The 3,308-nt window shown below is 69.2% G+C and carries 5 protein-coding genes; 1 reads left to right on the plus strand and 4 read right to left on the minus strand.

Annotated elements, in window-relative coordinates:
* From ACOJSF_RS00515 to ACOJSF_RS00530, 4 genes are all read right to left on the minus strand, one after another.
* A partial coding sequence (locus ACOJSF_RS00515; RefSeq protein WP_420140287.1) for an Hpt domain-containing protein occupies nucleotides 1-688 on the minus strand: 688 nt, incomplete at its 3' end.
* Nucleotides 689-817: 129 nt separating this feature from the next.
* The gene (locus ACOJSF_RS00520) at nucleotides 818-1,108 is read right to left on the minus strand and encodes a hypothetical protein (protein WP_420140288.1); all 291 of its coding nucleotides are present in this window, start codon (nucleotides 1,106-1,108) and stop codon (nucleotides 818-820) included.
* A gap of 84 nt (nucleotides 1,109-1,192) precedes the next feature.
* Entirely contained in the window at nucleotides 1,193-1,828 is a 636-nt protein-coding gene (locus tag ACOJSF_RS00525; protein ID WP_420140289.1) for a histidine phosphotransferase family protein, read from the minus strand.
* Between the two features lie 62 nt (nucleotides 1,829-1,890).
* Nucleotides 1,891-2,280 carry a M67 family metallopeptidase gene (locus ACOJSF_RS00530; protein ID WP_420140291.1) on the minus strand — a complete coding sequence of 130 codons (390 nt, stop codon included), beginning with the start codon at nucleotides 2,278-2,280 and terminating at the stop codon, nucleotides 1,891-1,893.
* A gap of 60 nt (nucleotides 2,281-2,340) precedes the next feature.
* Between ACOJSF_RS00530 and ACOJSF_RS00535 the strand changes: the two genes are divergently transcribed.
* Nucleotides 2,341-3,294 carry an RluA family pseudouridine synthase gene (locus ACOJSF_RS00535; protein ID WP_420140290.1) on the plus strand — a complete coding sequence of 318 codons (954 nt, stop codon included), beginning with the start codon at nucleotides 2,341-2,343 and terminating at the stop codon, nucleotides 3,292-3,294.
* Nucleotides 3,295-3,308 lie beyond the last annotated feature (14 nt).

Below are 3,308 nucleotides of genomic sequence, written 5' to 3' on the forward strand. Positions count from 1 at the left end.
CCATGCGCGGCAGCATCGCGAACAGCGTCTCGATGCGCGTCATCCGCGTCCGCGTGATCGCCTCGCGCATTTCCGCCACGCATTGCGACAGCCGCTCGAATGCGACATCGGTCGTGGCGCCGGCATCGGACGCGCGCAGCAGCCGGGAAAGCTCGTTCCGCGCGAGCACCATATCGGACACGCCCGCCATCATCCGGTCCAGCAGCTCGATCGGCAGGCGGATCGTGCGCGCCACCGGACGGCTCGGCTGGCCGGGATGCGGGGTCGGCTCACGCCCGCCCTGCGTCGCTTCGGCGTGACGTGTCGGCGCCACCGGGCCGGCTGGTCGTGTCAACGCCTCGATCAGGCCCCCTTCCTCGCCGTCCGGCAAGGCTTCGCCCCGTTCCAGCGCGTCGGTCAGTTCGCCGATGCGGTCGATGATCGCCAGCACCGCGCTCACCAGACACGCATCGGGCGTCCGCGCGCCCGATCTGACCTCCGCCAGTACGTCCTCGGCGGCATGGCTCAGCCGCTGGAAACGGGGCAGGTCGAGGAAGCCGCAGCTCCCCTTGACCGTGTGGACGAAGCGGAAAATCGCGTCGAGCCGCGCGCGATCGGTGGGGTCGGCCTCCCACGCCACGATTTCGCCGGCCAGCGCCTCCAGCGTCTCGCGCGTTTCGGCAATGAAGTCGGTGAGAAGGTCGTCCAATGTCGATCGCCCGGCAGGTCTGCGGGCGGCATCACACGGACAGCGTAAAAAAGGGCTTAAACACGCCCGCGCACGAAAAAGGCGCGCCGCATGCCTGCGGCGCGCCCTTCGAGACTTCGGGTCTTGGGGTTAGCGGTTGCGATCCGCCTGATCGGTGTCCCGACCGGTCTGGCCCGCCTGATTGGCCTGGTTGCCGGCCGATCCCTGACCGCCGCGATTGGCGTCGCCCTGCTGACCGGCCTGCTCGTTGCGCTGCTGGTCGAGACCGGTGTTGCGGTCCTGCTGCTGGCTGCGATCCTGATCGCCGCCCTGCTGGCCGCCTTGTTGGCCACCCTGCTGGTTGCGCTGCTGATCAAGGCCGCTGGTGCGGTCCTGCTGCTGGTTGCGATCCGATCCGCCAAGATTGTCGTTATTGCTCATGGCATCCACTCCTCATTGCGTTGCCGCCCGGTTTGAACGGGCCATGGCGGCGCTTCGATCCGGCGGATGCGGCCAAGCGTTGCGTCAGGCGGATGCGGCGATCGCGATCGGCGCGGCGGCCAGCAACAGGACGCCATCCTCCTCCGCCAGCTGGACGCGCCGCCCGCCGGAATCGGCAAGGCGGCGCACCAGCCATGCCGCCGACGTGCGCGAATTCATGTCGGCCGCCCCGCCGGCCAGCACCGCGCAGATGCCGGCGTCCAGCACGATGCGCCCGCCCTCGGCGCGGATCGCCACCTCGCCATCCTCGACCGCCGCGATCAGCCGCCCGCCCCGGACCAAAGCGTCGAGCGCGATCATGCCCAGGTTCAGCAGGATCTTGGCCGTGGCGCGCGGGATCGCCGCCTGCTCGACCAGCCAGACCAGTTCGACGCGCGGATTGGACGCGACCAGCCCCGCCAGCACCGCGCGCACCTCTTCCGCCGCCAATTCCTCGCCAAGGCCGCCGGCCGCGCCGAAGGCCAGCCGAAAGAATTTCAGCTTGTCCGCCGACGCCCGCGCGCTGTCCGCCAGCAGCTCGATGACCCGCGCGCGCATCTCCGGGTCGTCCTCATCCGCCAGCAGTTCGATTCCGTTGACCATCGCGCCGACCGGGCTGAGCAGATCGTGGCACAGGCGCGAACAGAGCAGGCTTGCGAAATCGACGGCGGGGTCGGGCATGAAAAGCATCTCTCCGGAAACTGGCGCGCCGTTGTGGCGGGCTTCGCGGGTCCGCGCAACGATCAGGCCGGGACCAGGTGAACTTCCGTGAACCCGTCCGCGCCCGCCCGCCAGCCCCGGACGATCCCTCCGGCGACGATCAGCCACACCCCGCCCGGTTCGGCGGCGGCGCGGTCGCGCTCCGACGGCTCCGGCCGGCCGCCGGGATGCGAATGATAACAGCCGATGATGCGCGCACCGCCGGCCCGCTCGGCGCGATGCGCCGCGATCAGCGCGGCGGGATCGATCTCGAAACTGTCGGCCGGTCGTTCGGCGACATTGGGCGCTGCCTGCGCGGCGTCGATCCTGTCCCCGTCCCCGAACAACAGGCCGCATATTTCGCGGCCGGGCGCCGCCGCTTCCTCGGCCCGGATGCGGTCAATCAGGTGGCGGGGCATGGCGATGGCGTCCATCTCCCCGGCTTTAGCCACCTTCGCCTTGAAAAGCAGCGCCACGCCCCCATATCGCGTCCAGTGGACGCGGGGGTCTCGATCAAACATGCGGCGGTGCCGGCCGAAATGGCCGGCTGGCGCCTCGATCGCGCGCTCGCCGCCGCGATCCCGACCTTGTCGCGCGAGCGACTCAAGGCGCTGATCTCCAGCGGCGCGGTCACGGTCGACGGCCGTCTGCTCCGCGATCCGGCGACGAAGGTATCGGGCGGCAACGCGGCGGAGGTCGCCCTGCCCGATCCCGCGCCCGCCGGCAACGCGGCGCAGGATATTCCGCTCACGGTGGTGTTCGAGGATGAGCATCTGATCGTAATCGACAAGCCGGCCGGGCTGGTGGTCCATCCCGCCTGCGGCAACCTCGACGGGACGCTCGTCAACGCGCTCCTGCATCATTGCCGGGGTTCGCTGTCGGGCATCGGCGGGGTCGAACGGCCGGGCATCGTCCATCGGATCGACAAGGATACGTCGGGGCTGATGGTCGCGGCTAAGACCGACCGCGCGCATACCGGCCTCGCCGCGCAGTTCGCCAGGCATACCATCGATCGCCGCTACAAGGCGATCGTGCGGGGTGCGCTCCGGCAGCAGGTGGGGCGGATCGAGGGCAATCTCGGCCGCAGCAGCGCCGATCGGAAGAAGATGGCGGTGGTCGGCCCCGGCCAGGGCAAGCATGCGGTGACCCATTATCGCCGGATCGCGCCGCTCAGGGGCGCGACGCTGGTCGAATGCCGGCTGGAAACCGGCCGCACGCATCAGGTCCGCGTCCACATGGCCTCGATCGGGCACCCGTTGGTGGGCGATCCGGTTTACGGCCGTGGTGGCGTAAACTTCCGTGAACTTTCGCCAGGCTTCACGTTCGAACGGCAGGCGCTGCACGCGGCGCGGCTCGGCTTCGTCCATCCGGTGACAAGTGCTGCTTTGTCGTTCGAAAGCAACATGCCGGCAGACATGCAGGAACTGTTCAGCCATCTTTTGGTATAAATCACTGAGACGGT

It is taken from the genome of Sphingomonas sp., from assembly GCF_048594985.1.
Lineage (GTDB): Bacteria > Pseudomonadota > Alphaproteobacteria > Sphingomonadales > Sphingomonadaceae > Sphingomonas_I.

Coding starts and splice junctions, on each gene's coding strand:
- ACOJSF_RS00520 (WP_420140288.1), bottom strand. CDS start 1,108: ATGAGCAATAACGACAATCTTGGCGGATCGGATCGCAACCAGCAGCAG.
- ACOJSF_RS00525 (WP_420140289.1), bottom strand. CDS start 1,828: ATGCCCGACCCCGCCGTCGATTTCGCAAGCCTGCTCTGTTCGCGCCTG.
- ACOJSF_RS00530 (WP_420140291.1), bottom strand. CDS start 2,280: ATGGACGCCATCGCCATGCCCCGCCACCTGATTGACCGCATCCGGGCC.